Below are 25,030 nucleotides of genomic sequence, written 5' to 3'. Positions count from 1 at the left end.
CCCCGATCGGGGACGGGCCACAGCCGTCCGGGCCGCAGTGACCGGCGTCACACCATCAGCTGGCGGGTCGAGGGATCGACCGGGCGGGGCAGCACGGACCGCGTCCCCGACAGGAAGGCGTCGACCCCGTTGGCCGCCGAGCGGCCCTCGGCGATCGCCCACACGATGAGCGACTGGCCGCGCCCCGCGTCACCGCAGGCGAAGACGCCGGGGACCGAGGTGGAGTAGTCGTCGCTGCGGGAGATGTTGCCGCGGGCGTCCAGATCCAGGCCGAGCTCGTTGACCAGGCCCTCCTTCTGAGGCCCGGTGAATCCCATTGCGAGGACCACCAGCTGGGCGGGCAGCTCCCGTTCGGTGCCGGGCACCGGCACGAAGCTGCGACCCTCGCGGCGCACCTCGGTCACCTCGAGGGCGCGCACATTGCCCTGCTCGTCGGCGAGGAACTCCAGGGTGTTGGTCGAGTACACCCGCTCGCCGCCCTCCTCATTGGCGCTGGCCACCCGGTAGATCATCGGGTAGGTCGGCCACGGCTGACCGGCGGGACGGCTGGCCGGCGGATGGGGCATGATCTCCAGCTGCGTGACGGAGCGGGCACCCTGCCGCAGGGCGGTGCCCAGACAGTCGTTGGAGGTGTCGCCGCCGCCGATGACGATGACGTCCTTGCCGGTGGCCACCACCTGGTCGGGGATCACCGCACCGTGGACCACCTTGGTGTTCTGGGTGAGGTACTCCACCGCCTGGTGGATCCCGCCGAGCTCACGGCCCGGCGCCCCCAGATCGCGCGGGGTGGTCGAGCCGATCGCCAGCACCACGGCGTCGAACCGCTCGCGCAGCTCCTCGCCGGTGATGTCGACGCCGATCTCGGTGTTGGTCCTGAAGACGGTGCCCTCCAGGTCCATCTGCTTGATCCGGCGGTCCAGGACCGCCTTCTCGAGCTTGAACTCGGGGATCCCGTAGCGCATCAGCCCGCCGATGGCGTCGGCGCGCTCGTAGACCACCACGGTGTGACCGGCCCGGGTGAGCTGCTGGGCGGCGGCCAGTCCGGCCGGGCCCGATCCCACCACCGCGACGGTCTTGAGGGAGTGCCAGTCGGGCACCTCGGGGATCACCCGACGGTCCTCCCAGGCCTTGTCGATGATCGCCACCTCGATGTTCTTGATGGTGACCGGATCGCGGTTGATCCCCTCCACGCAGGCCGTCTCGCAGGGAGCCGGGCACAGCCTGCCGGTGAACTCCGGGAAGTTGTTGGTGGCGTGCAGCCGCTCCAGGGCGTCGCGCCACTCGTCGCGCCAGATCAGGTCGTTCCACTCGGGAATGAGATTGCCCAGCGGACAGCCGGAGTGGCAGAAGGGGATGCCGCAGTCCATGCACCGGGCGGCCTGGTCGGTGATGATCGGCAGCAGGGCGTGCCCGGGGGTGCCCGGGTAGACCTCCTTCCAGTCCTCCAGCCGCTCGTCGACCGGTCGGCGCTCGACAACCTCGCGGGGGTACTTGATGAATCCGCGTGGATCAGCCATGGGAAGCCTCCATCAGCAGTTCGGTGGTGTCGTGTTCGTCCAGGTGCTGGGTCTTCGCCTCGTCGACGACGCGCAGGATGCGGGCGTAGTCGCGGGGCACGACCTTGGTGAAGTCCTTGGACAGGGTCTCGTCATCGGCGTCCAGCAGGCCGGCGGCGACCGTCGACCCGGTGGCCTCCAGATGGGCGGTGAGCAGTTCCCGGATTCTCACCAGGTCGGAGTCCTCGAGGGGCATTCCGTCGACCATCTCGGGATTGAGACGGGTCGGGTCCAGGTGCAGCACCCAGGCGACGCCGCCGGACATCCCGGCGGCGAAGTTGCGCCCGGTGGGTCCCAGTACGAGGGCCTCTCCCCCGGTCATGTACTCGCAGCCGTGGTCGCCGACCCCCTCGACCACCGCGGTGGCCCCGGAGTTGCGCACGCAGAACCGCTCGCCGACCAGTCCCCTCAGGAAGATCTGGCCGCTGGTGGCACCGTAACCGATGACATTGCCGGCGATGATCTGCTCCTCGGGACGGAACACCACGTCCTCGGGCGGGGTCACGATGATCCGGCCCCCGGACAGTCCCTTGGCGACGTAGTCGTTGGCGTCACCGACCAGCTTGAGGGTGACCCCGGCCGGCAGGAAGGCGCCGAAGCTCTGGCCGGCGGTGCCGTCGAAGGTGAAGGCGATGGTCCCCTCGGGCAGTCCCTTGCCGTTGGTGGCCCGGGTCACCCGGTTGCCGAGCATGGTGCCGACCGTCCGGTCGACGTTGCGGATCGCCAGTCGGGCGTGCACCTGCTCGCCGTTCTCCAGAGCGGGTGCGGCCAGGTCGATCAGGGTGACGTCGAGGCTGTCCTCGAGGTCGTGGTCCTGGTTGATGCGGTGGTGCAGGGTCTGGCCGTAGGGCACCTCGACCTGGGCCAGCACCGGGGACAGGTCCAGCGCCCGGGCCTTCCAGTGGGTGATGCCGGTGCGGGCCTTGAGCACCTCGACGTGGCCGACCGCCTCCTCCACCGAGCGGAATCCCAGCTCGGCGAGGAGTTCACGGACCTGACGGGCCATGAACATGAAGAAGGTCACCACGTGGTCGGGGTTGCCGGCGAACTTCTTGCGCAGCTCGGGGTTCTGGGTGGCGATCCCGACCGGGCAGGTGTCGGAGTGGCACTTGCGCATCATGATGCAGCCCTCCACCACCAGGGCGGTGGTGGCGCAGCCGAACTCCTCTGCTCCCAGCAGCATCGCGATGAGGACGTCCCGGCCGGTCTTGAGCTGGCCGTCGCACTGGACGACGATCCGGTCGCGCAGCCCGTTGACCAGCAGGGTCTGCTGGGTCTCGGCCAGGCCGAGCTCCCAGGGACCTCCGGCGTGCTTGATCGAGGTGAGCGGGGCGGCTCCGGTTCCGCCGTCGTGTCCCGAGATGAGCACCACGTCGGCCTTGGCCTTGGAGACTCCGGCGGCCACCGTGCCGACCCCCGCCTCGGCCACCAGCTTGACGTGCACACGGGCACGCGGGTTGGCGCACTTGAGGTCGTGGATGAGCTGCTTGATGTCCTCGATCGAGTAGATGTCGTGGTGCGGGGGCGGGGAGATCAGTCCGACCCCGGGGGTCGAGTGACGGGTCCGGGCGATCCACGGGTAGACCTTCGGACCGGGCAGCTGACCGCCCTCGCCGGGCTTGGCGCCCTGGGCCATCTTGATCTGCAGGTCGTCGGCATTGACCAGGTAGTCGCTGGTCACCCCGAACCGGCCCGAGGCGACCTGCTTGATCGCCGAGCGGCGCTGCGGGTCGTGGAGTCGCTCGGGATCCTCGCCGCCCTCGCCGGTGTTCGACTTGCCGCCGATCCGGTTCATGGCGATCGCCAGGGTCTGGTGGGCCTCCATTGAGATCGAGCCGTAGCTCATCGCCCCGGTGGCGAACCGCTTGACGATCGCCGACTCCGGCTCGACCTCCTCGATCGGGACCGGCGGACGGTCGTGGCGGAACTCCAGCATGGAGCGCAGGGTCATCAGATGGGCGGAGTTCTCGTTGACCAGATCGGTGTAGCGGTTGAACTGCTCGTAGTCCTCGGTGCGGGTGGCCTGCTGGAGCCGGAAGACGGTCTCCGGGTTGAGCAGGTGGTCCTCCCCCTCGCGGCGCCACTGGTAGTGGCCGCCCACCGGGAGGGTGCGGTGCGGCAGTCGCACCCCGGTCTCCGGGTAGGCGCGGCGGTGCCGGCGCTGGATCTCGGCGGCGATCTCGGTCAGCCCGATTCCCTCGATCCGGCTGGTGGTGCCGGTGAAGTACTCGTCGATGAAGTCCTGGGACAGGCCGGTGGCCTCGAAGATCTGGGCACCGGTGTAGGAGGAGATGGTCGAGACGCCCATCTTGCTCATCACCTTGAGCACGCCCTTGCCAAGCGCCTTGTAGACGTTGTGGATCGCGGTCTCGGGGGTGACTCCCACGAAGGTCTCGTGGCGGGCCATGTCCTCGGCGGTCTCGAAGCACAGGTACGGGTTGACCGCTGAGGCTCCGTAGCCGATCAGCAGGGCGACGTGGTGCACCTCGCGGACATCACCGGCCTCCACCACCAGCCCCACCTGGGTGCGGGTCTTCTGGCGCACCAGGTGGTGGTGGACGGCGGAGGTGAGCAGCAGGGACGGGATCGGGGCCAGCTCCTTGGTGGCGTGCCGGTCCGACAGCACGATGATCCGTGCGCCGTCCTCGATCGCGGCCGAGACCTCGTCGCGGATCTCCTCGATCCGGTCGGCGAGGCCCTGGCCGCCCTGCTCCACCTGGAACAGCCCGCGCACCACATGGGTCTGATGGCCCGGGTGGGTGCCGTCGGCGTTGATGTGGACGATCTTGGCCAGCTGGTCGGAGTCCAGGATCGGGTAGTTGATGACCAGCTGGCGACAGGAGTCGGGGCCGGGATCCAGCAGGTTGGCCTCCGGTCCGATGGAGCCGGTCAGGGAGGTGACCAGTTCCTCGCGGATCGAGTCGAGAGGCGGGTTGGTGACCTGGGCGAAGAGCTGGGAGAAGTAGTCCCACAGCATCCTCGAGCGGTTCGACAGGACGGCCAGCGGGGTGTCGTCGCCCATCGATCCGAGGGCCTCGACGCCGTTGTTGGCCATCGGGGCGATGAGGACCTTCTCGTCCTCGTTGGTGTAGCCGAAGAGCTGCTGACGACGGGTCACCGAGGAGTGGGAGTGGACGATGTGCGGCCGGTCGGGGATCTCGTCGAGATTCATCGTCCCCTTGAGCCACTCGCCGTAGGGGGCTCCCTCGGCCAGGGTGGCCTTGATCTCGGAGTCGTCGACCACCCGGTGCTGGGACAGGTCGACCAGGAACATCCGTCCGGGCTGCAGCCGGCCCTTCTGCACCACCTTGTGGGTGGGGATCTCCAGGACCCCGGACTCGGAGGCGAAGACGACCAGTCCGTCGGAGGTCACCCAGTACCGGGCCGGGCGCAGGCCGTTGCGGTCCAGCACCGCACCGATCTGGTTGCCGTCGGTGAAGGTGACGCAGGCCGGGCCGTCCCAGGGCTCCATCAGGAAGGAGTGGAAGGCGTAGAAGTCGCGCAGCCGGGGGTCCATGTGCTCGCTCTTCTGCCAGGCCTCCGGGATCATCATGAGCACCGCGTGGGGCAGCGAGCGGCCGCCCAGGTGGAGCAGTTCCAGTACCTCGTCGAAAGAGGCCGAGTCGGAACCGCCGGGGGTGCAGATCGGGTAGAGCCGGGACAGCTCCCCGGGGATGAGGTCCGACTTGAGCAGGGCCTCCCGGGCGCGCATCCAGTTCCGGTTGCCGGCCACCGTGTTGATCTCGCCGTTGTGGGCGATCATCCGGAAGGGATGGGCCAGCTCCCAGGTGGGGAAGGTGTTGGTGGAGAACCGCGAGTGCACCAGAGCCAGGGCGCTGGTGAGGTCCTCGTCCCCCAGCTCCGGGAAGAACTCGGCGAGCTGGTTGGTGGTGAGCATGCCCTTGTAGACCAGTGTGCGGGCGGACAGCGATGCGAAGTAGACCCCCGCCTCGTGCTGGGCGCGGCGCCGCAGGACGAAGGCCAGCCTCTCCAGGTCCATCCCGACCCGGCCGTCGCGGGCCCGCACCATGACCTGCTCGAAGTGCGGCATGGTCGACAGCGAGATCGGCGAGAGGGTCTCGGTACGCACCGGCACCTCGCGCCAGCCGAGCACCTCGATGCCCTCATCGGCGGCGATCAACTCGATCACCGCACGTGAGCGAGCGCGCTGGGCCTCGTCGGTCGGCATGTAGGCCATCCCGACGGCGTAGGAGCCCGGCTCGGGCAGCCGCAGTCCGGTGACCCGGCGCAGGAAGGCGTCCGGGACCTGGAGGAGGATCCCGGCACCGTCGCCTGCCGCCGCATCGGCGCCGGTGGCACCGCGGTGGTCGAGATTGCGCAGCACCTCGAGGGCCTGCTCGACGATCTGGTGACTGGCGACGCCGGTCATCGTGGCGACGAATGCGACACCACAGGCGTCGTGTTCGAAGGAGGGGTCGTACAGCCCCTGCTTGGGGAGATGGCCAAAGGTCATCCGGGTCTCCTTTCAGACTCCGCCCGGCGGTGTGGGCCCAGCGGTCCACATTTCAGCATTCAGGTGGACAGTTACGGACGTGTTACAGATCGCCACTCCGCGGGGTACCGGCCAGAGTGCCACAGAGCGCCCAGCAGATGAAACAGTGGTTCGCACTCTGAGACCCCCGGTGGTCACTCTGTGACACTACCGGGACTCGGAGGCGCCGGACTCCTCGTGATCGTCCGCCGGTGGCGCGGGCTGCGGCACCCGCACCGGTCGCGGATCGGCCCCCGGCCGGTAGCGCAGCAGCCAGCAGAACCAGATCAGGCCGGCGGTGAAGACGATCACCGAGGTGTAGGAGTTGAGGCGCCAGCCACCGAGGTGGTTGGCCGGATCGATCCGCAGCCTCTCCACCCAGAACCGGCCGAAGGTGTAGACGACGACGTAGAGGGCGAAGAGTTTGCCGCGCTCCAGCCGCCAGTGCCGGTCGATCCACAGCAGGGCCAGGGCGCCGAGGACGTTCCAGATGAGTTCGTAGAGGAAGGTCGGGTGGAAGGTCTGGTACTGCAGGTAGCCGGCGGGACGGTGCGCCGGATCGATCCGCAGGCCCCAGGGCAGGGTGGTCGGGGAGCCGAAGAGCTCCTGGTTGAACCAGTTGCCCAGCCGGCCGATCCCCTGGGCCAGCAGCAGGGCGGGGGCCAGTGAGTCGGCCATCGGGCCGAAGGTGAGTCCGCGGCGGTGGCAGACCCACAGCACGGCCAGGGCGCCGCCGGTGATGGATCCCCAGATTCCCAGGCCGCCCTGCCAGATGAAGAAGGCGCGGTACCACTGGCGTCCGGGGCCGAAGTAGAGCTCGTGATCGGTGATCACGTGGTAGACCCGGGCGCCGACGATCCCGAAGACCACCGCCCACAGGGCGACCGCCTCGAAGTCGTCATCGGTGCCGCCGCGGTCGCGGTAGCGACGCCGGCCCAGCAGGTAGGCCACCACGATGCCGGTCAGCAGGCACAGCGCATAGATGTGGATCGTCACCGGACCCAGGGAGAACTGGCTGAGGGGGGGACTGGGGATCGACAGCGCCGCCGGACCGCTCAGCGAGGCTGGGCTCACCGTGCTCCCTCGGTGACCCGGGCGCGACGCACACCGGCCACCAGATCGTCGACGATGAGCCGCATCCGCTCGATGCCGGCGTCGGCCCCCTCCCCGGACTCGTCGGCCTCCACCAGGGTGCGCACCAGGGCCGAACCCACGATGACGCCGTCGGCGAAGGATCCGATCTCGGCGGCCTGGTCGCCGTTGGAGACCCCCAGCCCGACCCCGACCGGGATGTCGGGATCGACGGCCTTGACCCGGGCGACCAGCTCGGGGGCGGCGGTGGAGGTCTGGTTGCGGGCGCCGGTGACCCCCATCACGCTGGTGGCGTAGACCCAGCCGCGACAGGCGTGGACGGTCCGGGCGAGCCTCTCCTCGGTGGACGAGGGGGCCACCAGGAAGATCCGGTCCAGGCTGTGGGCGTCGGAGGCCTCGAACCACTGGTCGGCCTCGTCGGGGGTCAGATCGGGGGTGATGAGGCCCGATCCGCCGGCGGAGGCGAGATCCCGGGCGAAGGCGTCGACACCGTAGTGCTCGATGAGGTTCCAGTAGGTCATCACGACGCAGTGGGTCCCGGTGGCCGAGACCGTCTCGGCGGCGCGCAGGGCGTCGCGGGTGTGCACCCCGCGGCTCAGCGCCGCGGTGGTGGCGTGCTGGATGACGGTGCCGTCCATCATCGGGTCGGAGTAGGGCAGACCGATCTCGACGAGGTCCACACCGACGCCGGTGGTCCCCTCGGTGAGCGCCTTCATCGCCTTCAGGGAGTCGGCGACGCTGGGATGGCCGACCGGCAGGTAGCCGACCAGGGCGGCCCGGTTCTCGGCTCGTGCGACCCGGTAGGCCTCGCCGCTGCTGCTCACTTCATGCCTCCTGTCGTGGCGTCGACGCTGCCGTCGATGCCGAACCACTTCAACGCCGTGTCGACGTCCTTGTCCCCGCGCCCGGAGATGGTGATGATGATGACCGGCGGATTGCCGTTCCTGCCCGCCAGGTCCTTGCTGATCTTCATCGCCCCGGCGACCGCGTGGGCCGACTCGATGGCGGGCATGATCCCCTCGGACTCGGTGAGGATGCGCAGCGCCTCCATCGCCTCGTCGTCGTCGATGGGCAGGTACTGGGCCCGGCCGGTGCGGGCCAGCCAGGAGTGCTCGGGGCCCACCCCCGGGTAGTCCAGGCCGGCCGAGATGGAGTGGGACTCGACGGTCTGGCCGTCCTCGTCCTGAAGGATGTAGGTCCGGGTGCCGTGCAGCACCCCCACCGATCCCCCGGTGATGGAGGCGGCATGGTGGCCGGTGGCCACTCCCTCGCCGCCCGCCTCGAAGCCGAACAGCTTGACCGAGGGGTCGGCGATGTACTCGGCGAAGGAGCCGATGGCGTTGGAGCCGCCACCGACGCAGGCGCAGATGGCGTCGGGCAGGCAGCCGGTGATCATCTCGATCTGCTCGCGGGACTCGATCGAGATGACCCGCTGGAACTGCTTGACAACCTTGGGAAAGGGGGCCGGGCCCGAGGCGGTGCCGATCAGGTAGTGGGTGTCGTCGACATGGGCCACCCAGTCCCTCATGGCCTCGTTCATGGCGTCCTTGAGGGTCTTGGAGCCGGCCTCCACGGCCACCACCTCGGCGCCCAGCAGCTGCATCCGGGCGACGTTGAGGGCCTGCCGGTCGGTGTCGACCTTGCCCATGTAGACCCGGCACTTCATCCCGAGCATCGCCGCGACGGTGGCGGTGGCGACGCCGTGCTGGCCGGCACCGGTCTCGGCGATCAGACGGTGCTTGCCCATCCGGCGGGCCAGCAGAGCCTGCCCCAGGACGTTGTTGATCTTGTGCGAACCGGTGTGGTTGAGGTCCTCGCGCTTGAGGAAGACCCGGGCCCCGTGGCAGTGCTCGGCGAACCGGTGGGCCTCGGTGAGAGGGCTGGGCCGTCCGGCGTAGTTGCGACGCAGGTCGTCCAGGGCGGTGGCGAAGGCCGGATCGGCCATCGCCTCCTCGAAGGTGCGGTCGAGCTGGTCCAGGGCGGCCTGCAGGGCCTCGGGGACGAACCGGCCGCCGAATCTGCCGAAGTGGCCGGTGGCGTCGGGCACCTGGGCCGGTGCCCCGGTGTCCGGGGTTCGGGGTGCAGGAGATGTGCTGGAAGGTGACATGTTCTCGCGTTCCGTAGGACGAGTGCCCGGCGGCGAGGGCCGCTGGGCGGGGGCGGTGGGATCGGGTTCAGGCCCCGGCTGTCGATGAGCCGGGGGTCGCGCCGGTGGCGCGTCCGATCGAGTCGATGAAGGCGGCCGGGTCGCCGGAGCGGACCAGCGCCTCACCGACCAGGATGGCGTCGGCACCGGCCGCGTGGGCGGCCAGGGCGTCGTCGAGGGTGAGGATGCCCGACTCGGCGACCTTGACCGCCTGTGCGGGCAGCAGGCCCACCAGCTGGCCGAAGACCGAGGTGTCGACCTGGAGGGTCTTGAGGTTGCGGGCGTTGACCCCGACCACAGTGGCTCCCAGGTCTGCGGCCCGTCGGGCCTCCTCGGGAGTGTGCACCTCCACCAGGGCGGTCATCCCCAGACTGGTGACCAGCCGGTGGAGGCTGGTGAGCTCCTGGTCCCCCAGGGCCGCCACGATGAGCAGCACGAGGTCGGCGCCGTGGGCGCGGGCCTCCAGGACCTGGTACTCGGTGACGATGAAGTCCTTGCGCAGCACCGGGACGGCGACCGCGGCGCGCACCGCGTCCAGATCGGCCAGGGTTCCGCTGAACCTGCGCTGCTCGGTGAGGACGCTGATCGCGGCGGCTCCGCCGGCCTGGTAGCGCAGGGCCAGGGCGGCCGGGTCCGGGATCGGGGCCAGGGAGCCCTTGGAGGGGCTGGACCGCTTGACCTCGGAGATCACCGAGAGCCCGGGACGCCGCAGCGCGGGAACCGGGTCCAGGGCCGGGGCGACGAGCTCGATGGCCCCTCGCAGACTGGCCTCGCTGACCATCAGCTGACGCTCGCGCAGGTCGGTCACCACCCCCGCGATGATGCCGTCCAGAACCGTTCCGGTCTGTCGGGGGCCGGTGGCGACCCTGGTCGTGGCGGTCTCGGGACCGGCCCCCGGTTCGGTCGGCATCGGGGCGGCCTCAGTGCTGGGAGCCATAGCCGAGTGCCTTGAGGACCACGACCGCGATCATGGCGACCACCACCAGGGCGCCGCCCACGATGCAGGCCGGCCAGTTCGGTCCGGCCATCGCGCCGATGGTGGCGACCACGAAGCCGAGAGCGGCGATCACGGTGCCGGTCCAGGCGGCCGGGCTCTTTCCGTCGTCGTACACGCGTCCCTGGCGGGCGCGAACGGGGGCGGTCTCGCGGCTCATGGCTCCTCCTGGATATCGGGCTGCTGTGCGGCTGGTTCCGGTCGGGCAGCTGCCGCCTGTCAGCGGCTGTGTCGGGGGTTCCGGCGTGAGCCGTCCCCTGTTCGGCACTGTAGCGCGCCGGACCTGTGTCAGGAGTGGCTCTCGCTGGGTGGTCGGGACTGCGGGGCCGCCTCGGACCGGGGGTCCGGGAGTTCCGGCGGCTGGTCCCGGGTGGGGTCCTCGCCGCGGTCCATCGCGGCCCACACGTCGCGGGGATCGGCGTCCGGGCCGACCGGTGGCGTCCGGCGGTTCCGGGCGAACCGCGAGGGGCTGACGGGCCAGCGCCGTGCGGCCACCGCCAGGGCGGCTCCGCCCAGAGCCATCACCGCACCGGCCACCAGGGCGACCCGGCCCGCGGCGTGCAGAGGCGGCTCCGGCCGCGAGCCGATCGCCACTCCGTGGGCCGCCCAGGTGGCGGCGCTGACGGTCGAGTCCAGGACGGCGAGCACGGTGCCCAGGCCGACCGCCACCAGGACCAGCCCGACCAGGCGACGTCCCACCGGTCCCATCACCAGCAGCAGCGCGGTGGCGGCCAGGCCGACCAGACCCAACCCGTCCACCAGCGCCCCGGAGGCCTCCGTGCCGGTCAGCGACACCGACCCCACCCGGCGCCAGGTCTGGCGGGATGCGGCGATCACGACGGCGGCGCACAGCGCCGGCAGGAGGGTGAGGGCGGCCCGCAGGCCGGACGGCAACGGGGTGGGCGGGGTCCTCACCGGCTCACCGCCGGTCCTGGCGATGGGCGGCCAGGGCCTCTGCGCTGCGCACCGCGTCGATGACCGCCGAGGCCTTGTTCTCGCACTCCCGGTTCTCATTGGCGCCGATCGAGTCCAGCACGATGCCGGCCCCGGCCTGGATCCGGGCGATCCCGTCGATCAGGACGGCGGTGCGGATGGCGATCGCGCAGTCGGAGTTCCCGTTGAGGTCGAAGTAGCCGACCACTCCCCCGTACACCCCGCGGCGGGTCTCCTCCAGCTCCTCGATGATCTGCATCGCGCGGATCTTCGGGGCCCCCGAGAGGGTGCCGGCCGGGAAGCAGGACAGCGTGACGTCCAGGGCGTCGACCCCCTCGCGCGGGACTCCGGTCACCGACGCCTCCAGATGCATCACCCGGGAGTACCGCCCGACGTGCATGAACTGGGTGACGTTGACGGTGCCGGGGCGGCAGACCCGTCCGATGTCGTTGCGCCCGAGGTCGACCAGCATGGTGTGCTCGGAGCGTTCCTTCTCGTCGGACAGCAGTTCCCGCTCCAGCCTCTGGTCCTCGGCGTCGGTGGCGCCGCGGGGCCGGGTGCCGGCGATCGGGTGGGTGGTGGCCACCCCGTCGGTCATCGTCACCAGCGCCTCCGGGGAGGACCCGATCACCGAGAACCCCGGGAGCTTGAGCAGGTAGAGGTAGGGGCTGGGGTTGCAGCGGCGCAGCTGCCGGTAGATGTCCAGGGCGTCGGCCCTGGTGGGGATGTCGAACCGCTGGCTTGGCACCACCTGGAAGATCTCGCCGTCCTTGATCTTCTCGATCGCCCGGTCGGCCATCGCCGCGAACTCCTGCCCGGTGCGCTGCCGGGTGATCGTGACATCGGCCATCCCGTGGTCGACCTGGCTGAGGCTGGCGTGCGGTGCCAGGATCTGGTCGGCCATCTGCTCGATGCGCTCGACGGCGCGCTGCCAGGCGGCCTCGGTCCGGGCGGGGTCCTGGCGGTCGGGCCCGGACGGCAGGTAGTGGTTGGAGATCAGCCACAGCTCGCCGGTCTTGTGGTCAACCACCGCCATGTCCCCGACCAGCATGAAGTACAGCTCGGGCAGCTTGAGGTCGTCGACGGTGTCGTCCCCGATCCGCTCCAGGCGACGCACCACGTCATAGCCGAGGTAGCCGATGAACCCGGAGGTGAGCGGGGGCATCCCGGGCTCGCGCGGGGACTGCAGCATCACCAGCGCCGACTTGAGGGCGGCCAGCGGATCCTTCTCCCGGCCGGCCCCCTGCACCGGGGTGCCGATCCAGCGGGCGGCGCCGTCGGCGGTGGTCAGCGCGGTCTCGCAGCGCACCCCGATGAAGGACCACCGCGACCAGATCCCGGCGTCGGCGGACTCCAGCAGGAAGGTGAGGTCGCGGTCTGCGCAGAGCTGGTGGTAGACGCCGACCGGGGTGACGTCGTCGGCGATCAGTCGGGCGCGCACCGAGATGACGCCGCGGTCGGGATCGGCGGCCAGGGTGCGGAACTGGTCGAGGGAGGGTTCGACGACCAGGCCGTGGCGGGGCCCGGTCGCGGTCTGGTCGGTGGTGGACCCGGTGCGGGGACTCTGGTCGTTCACCGGGCATCCTCCGCGGTGTCGGCCAGCAGCAGGTCGGCGTCGAAGCAGGTGTGGTCCCCGGTGTGACAGGCCCCGCCGGTCTGGTCGACGAGCAGCAGGATGGTGTCGCCGTCGCAGTCCAGCCGGACCTCTCGGACGTGCTGGGTGTGACCGGAGGTCTCCCCCTTGACCCAGTACTCCTGGCGCGACCGCGACCAGTAGGTGGCCCGTCGGGTGGCCAGGGTGCGGGCCAGCGCCTCGTCGTCCATCCAGGCGAGCATCAGGACATCGCGGCTGCCGGCCTCCTGGACGACGGCCGGCACCAGGCCGGCGGCGTTGTGTGTGAGGCGTGAGGAGATCGAGGGGTCCAGTGACATGGAACACATTATGGCTGCTCACCGGGAGCTCGCGGGATGGTGACCACGGCCTCGACCCTGCTCCGGAGGTGGTGGGGTGCACTGATGCGGCAGGATGGAGTCCACACACGAGGGAAGGGGTCGGCGATGTCGCTGGCGAGAACCGAACGGGCCGCACTGGCCGATGATCTGGACAAGCTGGGGCCGGCCGCACCGACCCTGTGCCAGGGGTGGCTCTCCGATGACCTGCTGTGCCACCTGCTGATCCGGGAGAACGACCCGATCGGGGCGCTGGGCGGACAGATCGACCTGTTCGACGAGATCGGGGCCCGCCGCACGGAGAAGCTGGAGCGCTCCACCTCGTTCGCCGAGCGGGTGCAGAGGTTTCGCAGCGGTCCGTCGCGGCTGTCGGTCTTCCGGATTCCCGGGGTCGACCGGATCGCCAACGGCGCGGAGTTCTTCATCCACCACGAGGACCTGCTGCGCGCTCAGCCGGGATGGACGCCGCGGACCCTGGGTCACCAGACCGAGACCCATCTGGCCACCTCCCTGTCACGGATGGGACGGCTGTTCACCAGGCACTCGCCGGTCGGGGTGCGCGCCGAGCTGAGCGACCAGACCGGGGCCCTGCACCGGATCTGGCTGCACCCGGGTGACCGGATCGTCACCCTCGTCGGGCTGCCCTCGGAGGTGCTGCTGTACTGCTTCGGCCGGACCGGGGCGGCCCGGGTGGAGATCCTCGGGGAGCCCGAGGCGGTGGAGGCCTTCCGCACGACCGAACTGTCGGTCTGACCACCACCGCCCCGAGTCCCCCGGTCCCGAGCCCGCCGCTAGCTGGGCATCCGGTACCGGGTCAATCGGTCCTGGGTCAATCGGTCCTGGGTCATCCGGTACTGGGCTCTCACAGGCAGGCCCTCCTGATGTCGACGTCGGTGGACAGCACGTAGCCGATCCGGTGACCCACTCCGATCATGTAGTACTTGAGCTTGCCGACGATGTCGACATGGTCGCCGGGGGTGTCGGCCGAGTAGGTCCAGGCCTTGTAGTAGTCGGCCGGGATGTCGGCGTCGTGGAGGACATAGGCCTGGCCGGGCTTGAGGGTGTAGATCAGCGGTGCCAGCTCCTTGGCGTCCTCGGGGTTCGGGTAGGCCGAGGCCTCCGGGAAGGCCACCCCGTAGACCGGGATGCTCGTCCGGCCCCGTTTCGGGGTGACGACCCGGGCTCCCAGCCACACCACCGCGGCGGTCGGGCGCCGTCGGGGATTGCGGAACCACACCTTGTCGCCCAGGTACCAGATCGCGGTCCAGTCCCCCTTGACGGCGGCCACCGCGTAGTCGCAACCGGCCGCGGCTCGACCTCCCATGTCGGACACGTAGGAGGACCCGGCGGTGCCGTTCTGGTGCAGCCCGGCGTCGGTGTAGATCGGTGAGGAGTCATCGGGTGCGGTGTGGAGGGTCACGAAGTTCATTCCGGTGCCGGCCGGGTATCCGGCCCCGGCGTCCCCGTCCTTGCCGGTGAGGGGCTGGGTGTTGGTGTCGAACCCGGGCAGGATCCGCACCACCTCACCGGGCCGTGCCGGACGACGGATGGTGCCGCGGCGCAGGTCGGCGCCCATCAGCTGGAAGTAGTGCTCCCAGTCCCAGAAGGGGCCCGGGTCCCAGTGCTGGCTCGGGATGTGGGCGGTGTCGACCCCGGGCACCTGGTCGTGGCCGAGGATGTGGGCGCGGTCCATCCGGATCCGGTACTTGCGCGCCAGGAAGCCGACCAGCCGGGCGGATCGGCGGTACATCGCCTCGGTGTACCAGGTCTCGTCGCCGACCGCACCGAATCCCTCGTGCTCGATCCCCAGGGCGTGGGTGTTGACGTACCAGTTTCCGGCGTGCCAGCCGATGTCCTTGGCCTGAAGGTGCTGGGCGACGTGCCCGTCGGAGGCGCGGAAGGTGTAGTTCCAGGCCAGATAGGTGGGCATCTTCACGAGCTTGAGGGCCTCGTCGTAGACGCACTCGGTGTCATGGATGACGATCTGGTCGAGGGTCGGGGTCACCGGTCGATGGGCGAGGTCGTGGTTGCCGTAGTCGCCGTCGCCGGGCCCGTACTGCTCGTAGGGGGCCTCGACCCACTCGATGCCCAGCCCGCGCGGCCCGTCGATCCGGGAGTCGGGGCGTCCACCCGTGGTGGCGGCCGCCTGGTTGATCCTGGCGGTGAGCCAGGACCGCTGCCTGGTGGGTGTCCCGATGGTGCGCGGAGCCATCCTCAGGGTGCCGCCGACGGTGCTGCGCACTACCCCGCGGCGCAGATCCTGGAGGGCGTCGTCGGCGAAGACCCGCTGGGCCGAGGAGGAGGCCAGTCCGCTCGCCGCCGCGATGGCCGAGTACCAGGTGGCCGGGTCGGTGTCGGTGCCCAGCGCCAGGCCGAGCTTCTTCTGCACGCTGGCGATGAGGGCGGCGGCTCCCATGATGTTGGCCGCCGGGTCGGTCCGCAGGGTGCTGGTCGAGTAGCCGGTCAGCGTGGCGGCCTGTCCGAGGGTGTCCATCACTCCGGTGCCGGTCTTGTCCGCGGTCCGCCGGGCCGCGGCGGCCCGGGCCCCGTCGACCAGGTGCATCGGGCCGTAGCCGCCGCCCGCCGACGGGCTGCCGGCATGGTCCTCCCAGCGGGACTGGCCGTAGCTCACGGTCGCCAGAACCGCCGCCGGGACGTCGTACCTGGCTGCCGCCCGGGTGAACTCACCGGCTCGGTCGACGGCCAGCGCCGGTTCACTTCCCAGCACGGTTCCGGCTGCGGCGGTCGCCGAGGCGGCCAGCGTGGCGAACAGGAAATTGCGTCGCGAAAGGGTTGTCATCTCACTCTTTCCCCCATGACTCGCGTCACCCCGGAGTCTGCCGGGGGACGGTCGGGGGGAACGTCCCCCCGGCAGTCCGCCACGTTGCCACTGGTCGCACCCCGATGTGTGTCGGGTTCATCACGATCGTGTGGCGGGGCCGGCGCGGGCCGACAGGAGGCGGGCGGGGTACCGGAGGATCCCCCCGCTACCGGGCCACTCACTTGCGGCCGTTGAGGACCAGGTTGAGCACGACCGCGGCCAGCGCCGCCGAGGAGATCCCCGATCCCAGGATCATCGAGATCCAGCTGGGCAGCTGGGCGTAGATGGTGGGTGCCCCGATCGGGAAGAGCACCATCGCCAGCGCCACGGCGACGATGATGAGGTTGTTGGGGTTCTCGAAGTCGGCCTTGGTGAGGATCTTGATCCCGGCGGCGGCCACCGTCCCGAACAGGACGACGCCGACTCCGCCGAGCACCGGTGAGGGGATCGCCGCGACGAGTCGACCGAGCCAGGGGAACAGGCCGAGCAGGATGAGCAGGCCGGCTCCGGCGGCCACCGTGAACCGGGACTTGATGCCGGTCACCGCGACCAGGCCGACGTTCTGGGCGAAGGCGGTGGGCGGGAAGGAGTTGAACACCGGGGCGACGGTGGCGGCCAGCATGTCGGCCCGCAGCCCGTCGGCGACCCTCTTGTCGTCGATGGTGGTGCCGATGGTGTCCCCGACCGCGAAGAGGTCGGCCATCACCTCCATCAGGGTGACGATCATCACGATGGTCATCGACAGGATGGCGCCGATCTCGAAGACCGGGGCGCCGAAGTAGAAGGGGTGGGGCAGGGCGATGACCGAGCCCTTGGACACCTGGGAGAAGTCGGCCCGCCCGAGCAGCCAGGCGAACAGGGTGCCGACCACGATCCCCACCAGCACCGCCACCTGGGACAGTGCCCTGATCCGGCTGCAGATGAGCACCACGACCAGGGCGAACAGGGCGATCCCGAGGTTCGTCAGGGATCCGTGGTCGGGGGCCTTGGGATCGGGCCCCATCGACCAGCCCGCCGCCACCGGCAGCAGGGACACCCCCATCGCGGTGATGATGGTGCCGGTGACCACCGGCGGGAAGAACCGCCGGATCCGCGCGAACAGCCCGGCCAGCACCAGGCCGACCGCGCCGGCGATGATGACCGACCCGAAGATCACCCTCATCGCCTGGTGCGGATCGCCCTGGTGGGCGGCGATGATCGCCAGCATGGTGGAGGCGGCGCCGATCGTCGTCCCGTTGACCAGCGGCAGCTGGGAGCCCAGGTGGGGCAGTCCGAGGGACTGCAGAAGGGTCGCCAGTCCGGAGACGAACAGCGCCGCGGCCACCAGCATGCCCAGCTCGGCGGCGTCGAGTCTGGCGGCACTGCCCACCACCAGGGGAACGGCGACCACCCCGCCGTACATCGCCAGGATGTGCTGGGCACCGTAGAGGATCGCCCTGCCGATCCCGACCCTCTCGTCCTCGGGCCGGGCGGACCCGGTGGCAGTGCTGTTCTGGAGATCCGTTGATGACATCCTGCTCCCGAAGGATTGAACCGGAGACGGCCGTGAACCGGCGAGCCGCCAGCACGCTATCAGAGCGGCTCGGCCGGTTCCGGCCGGGTCACCACCCGGACCGCCGGCGCCTCCCGACGGCCCGGGGAGTGGTTCAGGACAGCTTCGACAGGATGATCTCGCGGACCTTCTTGGCATCGGCCTGGCCGCGCATCGCCTTCATCACCTGGCCGATGAGCGCCCCGGCCGCCTGGACCTTGCCGCCGCGGATCTTCTCGGCGATGCCCGGGTTGGCCGCGATCGCCTTGTCCACGGCGGCCCCCAGGGCGCCATCGTCGGAGACGACGGCCAGGCCACGGGCCGAGACGACCTGCTGGGGCTCTCCCTCACCGGCGAGCACCCCGTCGATGACCTGGCGGGCGAGCTTGTCGGTGAGCGTCCCGGCGTCGACCATCTTCTGCACCTCGGCCACCTGGGCGGGGGTCATGCCGACCTCCGCCAGGTCGCAGCCGGCCTCGTTGGCCCGCCGGGACAGCTCGGTGAGCCACCACTTGCGGGCCGCCTCGGGGGCGGCGCCGGCGATCACCGTCTGCTCCAGAAGCTCCAGGGCACCGGCGTTGACGACGGCGTCCATCTCGCGGTGGTCGAAGGACCACTCGGCGCCCAGCCGGGCCCGCTTGGCGGCGGGCAGCTCGGGCAGGGTGGCGCGCAGTTCCTCGACCCGCTCGCGGGAGACCTCGATCGGCACCAGGTCGGGCTCGGGGAAGTAGCGGTAGTCCTCGGCGTCGGACTTCTCCCGCCCGGCGATCGTGTACTCCCCGGTCTCCTGCCACATCCGGGTCTCCTGGCGGACCTTCCCGCCGCCGGCCAGGACGGCCGCCTGACGCTGAATCTCGTAGGTGAGGGCCCCCTCCACCGAGCGCAGCGAGTTGACGTTCTTGGTCTCGGTGCGGGTGCCCAGCACGTCGGTGCCCTTCGGCATCAGCGAGACGTTGGCGTCGCAGCGCAGGTTGCCCTTCTCCAGGCGGGCGTGCGAGACGCCCAGGGCGACCATGATGTCGCGCAGGTGGGCCATGTAGGCCCGCGCCACGTGCGGGGCCTTGGCGCCCAGCCCGCGGACCGGCTTGGTGACGATCTCGATGAGCGGGACGCCGGCGCGGTTGTAGTCCAGCAGGGAGTAGGCGGCGCCCTGGATGCGGCCGTCGGTGCCGCCGACGTGCAGCGACTTCCCGGCGTCCTCCTCCATGTGGGCCCGCTCGACCTCCACCCGGTAGGTCTTCCCGTCGACCTCGAGGTCGACGTGGCCGTCGTGGCAGATCGGCTCGTCGTACTGGGAGATCTGGTAGTCCTTGGTCATGTCCGGGTAGAAGTAGTTCTTCCGGGCCATCCGGCACCACGGGGCGATCTCGCAGTTGAGGGCCAGACCGATCCGGATCGCCGACTCCACCGCGTGGGCGTTGATCGCCGGCAGCGAGCCGGGCAGCCCCAGGCACACCGGGCAGACGTGGGTGTTCGGCTCGGCCTCCGAGTCGGTCGAGCAGCCGCAGAACATCTTCGAGGCGGTCGACAGTTCGACGTGGACCTCCAGGCCGAGCACCGGGTCGAAGCGCTCGATGGCCTCGTCGTAGTCGAGCAGGTCGTCAGTGGTCCAGGCGCTCATCGCAGCCCCTCCGTCTCGTGTGCCCCGGACAGCGGCGGGATCTGGGCGAGCACAGGTGCTCCCCAGGCCGCCGTCATCTGCTTCTCCAGTGCCCCTCCGACCCGGTAGACGCGGTCGTCGGCCAGCACCGGTGCCATCACCTGCAGGCCGACCGGCAGGCCGTCCTCGGGGGCCAGTCCGGCCGGGAAGGAGCCGGCCGCCAGTCCGGCCAGGTTCGCCGGGATGGTGCACAGGTCCGCCTGGTACATCGCCAGCGGGTCGTTGGTGCGCTCCCCGATCCGGAAGGCGGTGGTCGGGGTGGTCGGTGAGATGAGGGCGTCGCAGCTGTCCCAGGCGTGCTCGAAGTCCCGGGCGATGAGCGTGCGGACCTTCTGGGCCGAACCGTAGTAGGCGTCGTAGTAGCCGCTAGACAGGGCGTAGGTGCCCAGGATGATCCGCCTCTTGGCCTCGGCGCCGAACCCGGCGCCGCGGCTGATCGTCATCACCTGCTCTGCGGAGTGGTTGCCGTCGTCGTCCAGACGCAGTCCGTAGCGCATCGCGTCGTAGCGGGCCAGGTTGCTCGACACCTCGGCGGGCTGGATGAGGTAGTAGGCGCCCAGGGCGTGCTTGAAGTGCGGGCAGGAGATCTCGACGATCTCGGCGCCGGCCTCCTGGAGGGCGGCAACCGCCTCGCCGAACCGCTGGGAGACGCCGGGGGCGTAGCCGTCGCCCGACAGCTCGGCGACCACTCCCAGACGCATCCCCAACAGGTCGGCGCCCCGGGCGGCCTCGACCACCGGGGGAACATCGCGGGGGATCGAGGTCTGATCCATCGGGTCGTGACCGGCGATCACCCGGTGCAGCAGGGCGGCGTCGGTCACGGTGCGGGCGCAGGGTCCGGGCTGGTCCAGGGAACTGGCCATCGCGATCACCCCGTACCGCGAGGTGCCGCCGTAGGTGGGCTTGACGCCGACCGTGCCGGTCACCGAGGCGGGCAACCGGATCGACCCTCCGGTGTCGGTGCCCAGCGCCAGGGGAGCCTCGAAGGCCGCCAGGGCGGCCGCCGATCCACCGCCCGAACCGCCGGGGATCCGGTCCAGGGCCCACGGGTTGTGGGTGGGGCCGAAGGCCGAGGTCTCGGTGGAGGAACCCATCGCGAACTCGTCCAGGTTGGTCTTGCCGAGCACGACCATCCCGGCGTCCAGGCATCGCTGGACCACCGTGGAGGTGTACGGGGAGATCCAGTCCTCGAGGATTCGCGAGCCGGCCGTGGTGGCCATCCCGCGGTAGCAGAACAGGTCCTTGACGGCCAGCGGGACGCCGGCCAGCGGGCCGAGCTTCTCACCGGCTGCCCGCCTTCTGTCGATCCCCTCGGCCTGGTCCATCGCCCGGTCGGCGTCGACGGCGAGGAAGGCGTTGACCTGACCGTCGACCTGCTCGATGCGGTCCAGACAGGCGCGGGTGATCTGGGCCGAGCTCAGCTCCCCCGCCTCCATCGCGGCGACCAGGTCGCAGGCGCTGGCGGTGAGAATCTCGGCGTCGCCGGTGGTGACCGCCGAGGTCATCCCCGTCTCACTCATCCCTGTGTCGCTCATCCCTGGGCCTCCTGGTCGAGAATCCTCGGCACCCTGAACCGGTTCTGCTCGGCGCGCGGAGCCATCGCCAGCGCCTCCTCGGCCGGCATCGAGGGTTTCACCTCATCCGGTCGGAAGGCATTGACCAAGGGCAGTGCGTGAGAGGTGGGCGGCACCTCGGCGGTGGCAACCTTCGACACGCTGGCGACGGCGTCGAGAATGACCTCAAGCTGGGGTGCCAGCGTGGCGGTCTCATCGGCGGTCAGCTCAATGCGTGCCAGGCCGGCCAGACGGGTGACGTCATCCGGCGTGAGAGCCACGATGATCCTCCTGGGGGACGGGGCAGAGAACATGACGCGGGCAATGGGACAAGGGGCGGCGCCAGTGGCGCGGCCCGATGAGTGTCCACAGCCCTGCTGGCCCATCCTAGGGCCTGTCCGCGACGCTCTCACAGGTCGCACATTTTGGACCGTCGACCGCCGGGGGGAGAATGAAGCGTGCTCATGCTTCGCGTTCAACTTCCCGACACCCCGGGTTCACTGGGGTTCGTCGCCACTGCGATGGGGACGGTCGACGCTGACATCTCCGCGGTCGAGATCGTGGAGAAGGGCCCCGGCTACGCCATCGACGACTTCATCCTGACCCTGCCCCCGAGCACCCTTCCCGACACCCTGGTGTCGGCCTGCGACATGCTCGACGGGGTGAAGGTGCTGTGGCTGTCGCGCTACCCGGAGAACTGGGGCATCGAGTCCGACATCGCCACTCTCAACCGGATGGCCGAGGATCCGGCCCATGGCGCCGAGATCCTCACCGAGGCCACCCCGGTGGTCTTCCACTGCCAGTGGGCGGCCCTGTTCAGCCCGGATCGCTCCGTGCTCACCTCCACCGCCCTGGCCCCCGAGTTCACCCCTGAGGCGGTGGACCGGCTCAATCCGCTGGACGCCACCCACTCGACCGATCTGGACGAGGGCTGGATGGCCGGCTGGGGCGACACCGTGGTGGCGGTCGCCCCGCTGTCGGGTGGACGCAGTCTGGTGCTGGGACGTCAGGGGGGCCCGGAGTTCCTGGCCTCCGAGCTCAACCGGCTGCAGCACTTGGCCGCACTCGCGAACTGATCCGGGGCGATTCGTGGTTGCCCTTGAGGCCGCGGCGTGGACCAGCCTGCGGTTCTGGTACGAGGTCCTCTCGGCATTCGGCTTCGGCATCGCCTCCAGCCTCGTGCCGGTCCTCAACTCCGAGATCTTCATCGTGGGGTCCCTGGCCAGCGGTCTGCTGGGACCTCTGGAGGTCTCCATCGGCCTGGCCCTGGGCCACGGCGTCGGCAAGCAGATCATGTTCCTGGCCGTCCGCAAGGGTCGCCAGCTGAGCTGGTTCGCCCCTCGGGAGAAGACCGCCCCACCCCCCGGTTCCCGCCGGGAGAGATGGCGCCGGTGGAACGGGCGGGTCGCCCGGATGGTGGAGAACCCCCGCTGGGGGATGCCGATCCTGGTCTTCTCGGCGATCACCGGCATCCCGCCGGTCTACCTGGTGGTCATCTACTCGGCCACCACGAGGATGCGGTTCTGGTCCTTCTCGGTGTGGGTGACGGTGGGCTTCTTCGTGCGCTGCCTGGCCCTGGCCCTGGCCACCAGGTGGGGCGTCCACCTGGTGCTGTGAGCCCGGGCCGGGACGTCAGCGCGCCGGGTCAGGCGGGCAGGTAGTCGTTGGTGGTGCCCGAGGCTCCGTCCAGGGCCTTGTCGAGCAGCCCGTTGCGGTGCATCCAGGTGGCGAAGGCCGCCCAGTCGGCCGGCTTCTGGACTCCGAACGGTCCGGTTCCCAGCAGCCCGACGGTGGCGTCGACCATCTTGGCGACCATCTGCGGCTGGTAGGAGCCCCTGGTCGGGGCGGTCATCGCCTCGGCGGCTGTGCTGTGGTCCTTCTGGGCGGCGCTCTGACCGGCGGCCAGTCCCCGCAGGAAGGCCCGCACCTTCTCGGCGTACCCCTTCTCCTGCGCCAGCCGCCGACGGCTGGCGATGATCACCAGTTCGGCGTAGTCGGGAAGTCCGAGCTCGGTGGCCGGCATGACGTCGACCGGCACCTTCTCGGCGAGCTCGATTCCCTCGATGTTGCGGAAACCGCCGTAGATGGCGTCCACCTTGTCGGTGAGCAGGGCCTGGCTGAGGCTCTGCTGGATGTTCGGCATCGTGATGGTGGCCGGATCGACCCCGGAGCGGCGCGCGATGTACTCCACGCTGGGCCGTTGGGAGGCCAGCCCGGACAGTCCGACCGTCCGGCCCTTGAGCTGTGCCCCGGCGGTGATCCCCCGCGACTTCTTGGCGATCAGGGAGGTGAGACTGACCGGGATGAGGGCGGCCACCGAGATGACGTCGAGCCCCTGGCCGACCGCGATGAGGGTGTCGGGCTCGTAGCTGACGGCCAGGTCGACCTGGCCCAGGGAGACCTGCTTGGCGGCGTCGGCGGTGTTGGCCGGGTTCTGGATGCCGACCTCGATCCCCTCCTTGGTGAAGGCCCCGGTGTGCACGGCGGTGTAGAGGGTGACGTGGTCCGGGTTCGGGTTCCAGTCCAGCAGCAGGCTCAGCTTCGAGCTCGCCGACGGGGAGGACGCCGACCGGGCCTCGGTGCGCCCGCATCCGGCCAGGCCTGCGGCGGCCAGTGCGCCGCAGAACAGGCCGCCCAGTCGACGGCGACTGATCGGTGTGTTGAGGGTGGGGTTGTGGACAGCTGTCATGATTCTCCTCGTTCGGGGGTGATCCAGGGGCAGATGAGGCGCTCCAGCAGGGTTGCGGCGCCCAGCAACAGGCCGGACAGGGCGGTGAGCACCACCACCTGGGCGAAGACGAAGTCGGTCGCCAGACGCGGGATGGCCTGGAGCATGAGATAGCCGATGCCGTCGGTGGAACCGGTGTACTCGGCGAACACGGCGGCGACCGGGGCGAAGGTCACCGAGACCCGCAGGCCGGCGAATCCGCGGGGTGCGGCGTGGGGCAGGCGGACCCGCCAGAACAGCGCGCTGCGCCCGGCGTTCAGGGTGCGCATGGCGTCGATGAGTCGGGGGTCCACAGAACCGATCCCGGCCATCAGGTTGAGAGCCACCGGGAAGAAGCACAGCAGTGCGACCACGATGATCTTCGGGGACATCCCGTACCCCAGGGCGATGGTGAGCAGCGGCCCGATGACGATCGTCGGGATGGCCTGGGAGGCGACCAGCAACGGCGTCAGGGAGCGCCCGACCAGGGGCAGGCAGCCGGTCAGGACAACCATCGCGACGGCGACCGCCACCCCCGCGCCGACCCCGGCCAGGGTCTCGGCGGCGGTGACCATGGTGGCCCGGCCCAGGGTGTCGGGCCAGTTCGTCATCAGGGAGGCCAGCACCGAGCCCGGGGAGGGGATGACGTAGTCGGCCACCTGTCCGGAGGCGGTGAGGCCGATCCAGCCGGCCAGCACGAGCAGCACGGTGAGTGCGGCTGGCAGCACCCGGGCCATCAGGTGCCTCATCGGGATTCCCCCGGCACCGGGCCGGACCCCGCAGAGGCCTCCGCGGAGTCGCCGAGGGCCTCCAGGACGGCGGTCCGGGCGGCGGCGAACCGGGGATCGGCCAGGATCTGCTCGCGACGGCGGTCATCGTCGAACCAGCCCGGCCAGGATCCCTGGGCGGCGGCCGGTCGCGGTCCTGCGGGTCCGAGCAGGATGACCCGCCGGGACAGCAGCAGCGCCTCCTCGACGTCGTGGGTCACCAGGATCAGCGTGGCGCCGGCCGCCAGGACGGCGCGGCGAAGCCACCGCTGGCCGTCCGCACGGGTGATGGCGTCCAGGGATCCCAGCGGCTCGTCGGCCAGCAGCACGGGCTTGTCGGCCAGCAGGGCACGGGCCAGGGCGGCGCGTTGGCGCATTCCCCCCGACAGCTTGTCGGGCCGGGACCGGGACCATTCGGCCAGTCCCCACTGGTCCAGCACCGCCAGTGCGCGGGTGCGCGCCTCACGGCGCGCCACCCCCTTGTTGCGCAGTCCGATGGCGACATTGTCGACCAGCCTCAGCCAGGGCAGCAGCAGATCGTTCTGCGGCATCATGGCGCAGCCGTCCAGTCTGTCGTGGGGGTCGCGGTGGCCCAGCACCTCGATGGTCCCGGTGACGGGTTCGGCCAGGCCGGCGATCAGCCTCAGCAGGGTGGACTTGCCGCACCCCGAGCGGCCGACCAGGGCGATGTGCTCCCCCACCGCGGCGGTCAGACTCAGATGGGCCAGCACCGGATGACTCGAGTGGGGGTATCGGTAGCTTGCATCGTCGATCCGGATGGCCGGCCGGCCGGCCCGCGCACCGCTCACCGGAGCGTTCACCATTGCA

The 25,030-nt window shown here is 70.4% G+C and carries 21 protein-coding genes; 3 read left to right on the top strand and 18 right to left on the bottom strand.

What is annotated here, in order from left to right:
• Nucleotides 1–47: 47 nt before the first annotated feature.
• The 10 genes from H590_RS0107245 to hisI all read right to left on the bottom strand — a co-directional run bounded on the left by H590_RS0107245 (nt 48) and on the right by hisI (nt 13,145).
• Complete coding sequence (locus H590_RS0107245; protein WP_028703034.1) at nt 48–1,517, bottom strand: glutamate synthase subunit beta; 1,470 nt, start codon at nt 1,515–1,517, stop codon at nt 48–50.
• Entirely contained in the window at nt 1,510–6,030 is a 4,521-nt protein-coding gene (gene gltB / locus H590_RS0107240; RefSeq protein ID WP_028703033.1) for a glutamate synthase large subunit, read from the bottom strand. The genes H590_RS0107245 and gltB overlap by 8 nt, the downstream gene beginning before the upstream one ends.
• A gap of 186 nt (nt 6,031–6,216) precedes the next feature.
• A complete protein-coding gene (gene lgt, locus H590_RS15480) occupies nt 6,217–7,122 on the bottom strand; it encodes a prolipoprotein diacylglyceryl transferase (RefSeq protein ID WP_051238276.1) in 906 nt (301 codons plus the stop codon).
• Entirely contained in the window at nt 7,119–7,964 is an 846-nt protein-coding gene (trpA, locus tag H590_RS0107230; protein WP_028703032.1) for a tryptophan synthase subunit alpha, read from the bottom strand. Before trpA ends, lgt begins: the two co-directional genes overlap by 4 nt.
• Nucleotides 7,961–9,247 carry a tryptophan synthase subunit beta gene (gene trpB, locus H590_RS0107225; protein WP_051238275.1) on the bottom strand — a complete coding sequence of 429 codons (1,287 nt, stop codon included), beginning with the start codon at nt 9,245–9,247 and terminating at the stop codon, nt 7,961–7,963. Before trpB ends, trpA begins: the two co-directional genes overlap by 4 nt.
• A 67-nt stretch (nt 9,248–9,314) precedes the next feature.
• Nucleotides 9,315–10,196 (bottom strand): indole-3-glycerol phosphate synthase TrpC, encoded by an 882-nt coding sequence (gene trpC, locus H590_RS0107220; protein ID WP_084149348.1) that lies wholly within the window; start codon nt 10,194–10,196, stop codon nt 9,315–9,317.
• Nucleotides 10,197–10,206: 10 nt separating this feature from the next.
• Nucleotides 10,207–10,440 (bottom strand): HGxxPAAW family protein, encoded by a 234-nt coding sequence (locus tag H590_RS0107215; protein WP_028703029.1) that lies wholly within the window; start codon nt 10,438–10,440, stop codon nt 10,207–10,209.
• A 128-nt stretch (nt 10,441–10,568) separates the two neighbouring features.
• Nucleotides 10,569–11,195: a Trp biosynthesis-associated membrane protein gene (locus tag H590_RS15475; protein WP_161626009.1), complete on the bottom strand. Its 627-nt coding sequence runs from the start codon at nt 11,193–11,195 to the stop codon at nt 10,569–10,571.
• 4 nt (nt 11,196–11,199) lie between these two features.
• Entirely contained in the window at nt 11,200–12,723 is a 1,524-nt protein-coding gene (locus H590_RS0107205) for a chorismate-binding protein (RefSeq protein WP_028703028.1), read from the bottom strand.
• Nucleotides 12,724–12,785: 62 nt separating this feature from the next.
• Complete coding sequence (gene hisI / locus H590_RS0107200) at nt 12,786–13,145, bottom strand: phosphoribosyl-AMP cyclohydrolase (RefSeq protein ID WP_036981475.1); 360 nt, start codon at nt 13,143–13,145, stop codon at nt 12,786–12,788.
• A 126-nt stretch (nt 13,146–13,271) separates the two neighbouring features.
• On the opposite strand from hisI, the gene H590_RS0107195 reads away from it, so the two are divergent.
• Nucleotides 13,272–13,916 (top strand): TIGR03085 family metal-binding protein, encoded by a 645-nt coding sequence (locus tag H590_RS0107195; protein WP_028703026.1) that lies wholly within the window; start codon nt 13,272–13,274, stop codon nt 13,914–13,916.
• A gap of 109 nt (nt 13,917–14,025) precedes the next feature.
• Here the strand turns inward: H590_RS0107195 and H590_RS15470 are convergent, their stop codons facing one another.
• From H590_RS15470 to gatC, 5 genes are all read right to left on the bottom strand, one after another.
• On the bottom strand, nt 14,026–15,963 hold the full coding sequence (locus tag H590_RS15470; protein ID WP_036981473.1) for an N-acetylmuramoyl-L-alanine amidase: 1,938 nt from the start codon (nt 15,961–15,963) through the stop codon (nt 14,026–14,028).
• 199 nt (nt 15,964–16,162) lie between these two features.
• Nucleotides 16,163–17,497 (bottom strand): uracil-xanthine permease family protein, encoded by a 1,335-nt coding sequence (locus H590_RS15465; RefSeq protein ID WP_051238273.1) that lies wholly within the window; start codon nt 17,495–17,497, stop codon nt 16,163–16,165.
• A gap of 133 nt (nt 17,498–17,630) precedes the next feature.
• Nucleotides 17,631–19,136, bottom strand: a complete 1,506-nt coding sequence (gatB, locus tag H590_RS0107180) for an Asp-tRNA(Asn)/Glu-tRNA(Gln) amidotransferase subunit GatB (RefSeq protein ID WP_028703025.1) — start codon at nt 19,134–19,136, stop codon at nt 17,631–17,633.
• On the bottom strand, nt 19,133–20,680 hold the full coding sequence (gene gatA, locus H590_RS0107175; protein ID WP_028703024.1) for an Asp-tRNA(Asn)/Glu-tRNA(Gln) amidotransferase subunit GatA: 1,548 nt from the start codon (nt 20,678–20,680) through the stop codon (nt 19,133–19,135). The genes gatB and gatA overlap by 4 nt, the downstream gene beginning before the upstream one ends.
• A 26-nt stretch (nt 20,681–20,706) precedes the next feature.
• A complete protein-coding gene (gene gatC, locus H590_RS0107170; RefSeq protein ID WP_084149343.1) occupies nt 20,707–21,042 on the bottom strand; it encodes an Asp-tRNA(Asn)/Glu-tRNA(Gln) amidotransferase subunit GatC in 336 nt (111 codons plus the stop codon).
• 150 nt (nt 21,043–21,192) lie between these two features.
• Between gatC and H590_RS0107165 the strand changes: the two genes are divergently transcribed.
• Complete coding sequence (locus H590_RS0107165) at nt 21,193–21,804, top strand: ACT domain-containing protein (RefSeq protein WP_028703022.1); 612 nt, start codon at nt 21,193–21,195, stop codon at nt 21,802–21,804.
• Between the two features lie 13 nt (nt 21,805–21,817).
• Nucleotides 21,818–22,345 carry a VTT domain-containing protein gene (locus H590_RS0107160; protein WP_028703021.1) on the top strand — a complete coding sequence of 176 codons (528 nt, stop codon included), beginning with the start codon at nt 21,818–21,820 and terminating at the stop codon, nt 22,343–22,345.
• 28 nt (nt 22,346–22,373) lie between these two features.
• Here H590_RS0107160 and H590_RS0107155 read toward each other — a convergent pair whose 3' ends face one another.
• The 3 genes from H590_RS0107155 to H590_RS15460 are packed head-to-tail and all read right to left on the bottom strand — an operon-like array spanning nt 22,374 to nt 25,026.
• Complete coding sequence (locus tag H590_RS0107155; protein WP_036981469.1) at nt 22,374–23,417, bottom strand: ABC transporter substrate-binding protein; 1,044 nt, start codon at nt 23,415–23,417, stop codon at nt 22,374–22,376.
• Nucleotides 23,414–24,184, bottom strand: a complete 771-nt coding sequence (locus H590_RS0107150; protein WP_036981467.1) for an ABC transporter permease — start codon at nt 24,182–24,184, stop codon at nt 23,414–23,416. Before H590_RS0107150 ends, H590_RS0107155 begins: the two co-directional genes overlap by 4 nt.
• On the bottom strand, nt 24,181–25,026 hold the full coding sequence (locus H590_RS15460; protein ID WP_051238272.1) for an ABC transporter ATP-binding protein: 846 nt from the start codon (nt 25,024–25,026) through the stop codon (nt 24,181–24,183). The genes H590_RS0107150 and H590_RS15460 overlap by 4 nt, the downstream gene beginning before the upstream one ends.
• Nucleotides 25,027–25,030 lie beyond the last annotated feature (4 nt).

It is taken from the genome of Acidipropionibacterium jensenii DSM 20535, from assembly GCF_000425285.1.
Taxonomy (GTDB): domain Bacteria; phylum Actinomycetota; class Actinomycetes; order Propionibacteriales; family Propionibacteriaceae; genus Acidipropionibacterium; species Acidipropionibacterium jensenii.
This window is presented reverse-complemented; position numbering and strand designations above follow the sequence as displayed.

Bases quoted from the DNA above. Each gene is read 5' to 3' on its own strand.
- trpB (WP_051238275.1), bottom strand. From the start codon at position 9,247: ATGTCACCTTCCAGCACATCTCCTGCACCCCGAACCCCGGACACCGGG.
- gltB (WP_028703033.1), bottom strand. From the start codon at position 6,030: ATGACCTTTGGCCATCTCCCCAAGCAGGGGCTGTACGACCCCTCCTTC.
- H590_RS0107245 (WP_028703034.1), bottom strand. From the start codon at position 1,517: ATGGCTGATCCACGCGGATTCATCAAGTACCCCCGCGAGGTTGTCGAG.
- gatC (WP_084149343.1), bottom strand. From the start codon at position 21,042: ATGTTCTCTGCCCCGTCCCCCAGGAGGATCATCGTGGCTCTCACGCCG.
- H590_RS0107215 (WP_028703029.1), bottom strand. From the start codon at position 10,440: ATGAGCCGCGAGACCGCCCCCGTTCGCGCCCGCCAGGGACGCGTGTAC.
- H590_RS15470 (WP_036981473.1), bottom strand. From the start codon at position 15,963: ATGACAACCCTTTCGCGACGCAATTTCCTGTTCGCCACGCTGGCCGCC.
- H590_RS15465 (WP_051238273.1), bottom strand. From the start codon at position 17,497: ATGTCATCAACGGATCTCCAGAACAGCACTGCCACCGGGTCCGCCCGG.
- H590_RS0107155 (WP_036981469.1), bottom strand. From the start codon at position 23,417: ATGACAGCTGTCCACAACCCCACCCTCAACACACCGATCAGTCGCCGT.
- hisI (WP_036981475.1), bottom strand. From the start codon at position 13,145: ATGTCACTGGACCCCTCGATCTCCTCACGCCTCACACACAACGCCGCC.
- H590_RS0107195 (WP_028703026.1), top strand. From the start codon at position 13,272: ATGTCGCTGGCGAGAACCGAACGGGCCGCACTGGCCGATGATCTGGAC.
- H590_RS0107150 (WP_036981467.1), bottom strand. From the start codon at position 24,184: ATGAGGCACCTGATGGCCCGGGTGCTGCCAGCCGCACTCACCGTGCTG.
- trpC (WP_084149348.1), bottom strand. From the start codon at position 10,196: ATGCCGACCGAACCGGGGGCCGGTCCCGAGACCGCCACGACCAGGGTC.
- gatA (WP_028703024.1), bottom strand. From the start codon at position 20,680: ATGACCTCGGCGGTCACCACCGGCGACGCCGAGATTCTCACCGCCAGC.
- gatB (WP_028703025.1), bottom strand. From the start codon at position 19,136: ATGAGCGCCTGGACCACTGACGACCTGCTCGACTACGACGAGGCCATC.
- H590_RS15460 (WP_051238272.1), bottom strand. From the start codon at position 25,026: ATGGTGAACGCTCCGGTGAGCGGTGCGCGGGCCGGCCGGCCGGCCATC.
- H590_RS0107165 (WP_028703022.1), top strand. From the start codon at position 21,193: ATGCTTCGCGTTCAACTTCCCGACACCCCGGGTTCACTGGGGTTCGTC.